The sequence below is a fragment of the Paenibacillus popilliae ATCC 14706 genome (assembly GCF_000315235.1).
GTDB lineage: Bacteria > Bacillota > Bacilli > Paenibacillales > Paenibacillaceae > Paenibacillus_B > Paenibacillus_B popilliae.
The window spans coordinates 1-934 of sequence record NZ_BALG01000275.1; the positions used below are offsets into that span (position 1 = coordinate 1).

Consider the following 934-nt stretch of genomic DNA (forward strand, 5'->3'; position numbering starts at 1 on the left):
AGCAAGGAGGGGAGACTTTGAGCAGCATCCCACGGATTTTGCATTACCCAGGTAGCAAGTGGTCCATGACGGACTGGATCATAAATAACATGCCGCGACATGCGACATACCTGGAACCTTTCTTCGGATCAGGAGCGGTATTCTTCAACAAGTCGCCGTCATTACTCGAAACAATTAATGACTTGGACGGAGATGTAATTAATCTCTTTCAAGTCATACGTGACAGGCCACAGGAATTGGCGCATCTCGTACACTGGACACCGTACAGCCGTGAGGAATACTACATCTCATATGAATCGGTTGCGGACGAGCTCGAACGCGCTAGAAGATTTCTTGTCCGCTGCTGGATGGCTCGAGGCGTGAAGACATCGGACCGCACCGGATGGAGGCATATTATCGACCATAACGGTCCCCGGATAGTCCGCCAATGGCACGAGATGCCCGAGAAAATACTATCTGTCACCGGAAGGTTGAAAGGGGTCCAGCTCGAGCAGCAGCCAGCAGTGAAATTAATAGAACGCCATAACAGGGATGATGTCCTGATATATGCAGACCCACCGTATATCCTATCAACCCGCAATAATCGGATGTACCGGCACGAGATGACCGAAGACGACCACATCGAGCTTTTGGAGGCTTTAAACGCGCATTCTGGACCGGTCTTGCTGAGTGGATATGACCACCCAATGTACAACGATCGGTTGAAATATTGGAAACGAGAGACGCGAACTGCTCAGGCCGAAGGGGGACGGGATCGCACCGAAGTGCTTTGGATTAACCCCGTCGCTGTGTCGCAGTCCGGTCAGCTCGTGTTGAATCTATAAATCTATGGGCGCTACAGCGCCCTAAGGGAGAGAGTAGAACGATGGAAATGGAATTAAAATCAATGAAAAAATGCGACGAATGCGAGAAAGTAAAGGAAAAAGTAATCGCT

At 49.9% G+C, this 934-nt stretch carries 1 protein-coding gene; it reads left to right on the forward strand.

Annotated elements, in window-relative coordinates:
• Positions 1 to 17: 17 nt before the first annotated feature.
• A complete protein-coding gene (locus PPOP_RS16010; RefSeq protein WP_093471075.1) occupies positions 18 to 824 on the forward strand; it encodes a DNA adenine methylase in 807 nt (268 codons plus the stop codon).
• Positions 825 to 934: the final 110 nt, after the last annotated feature.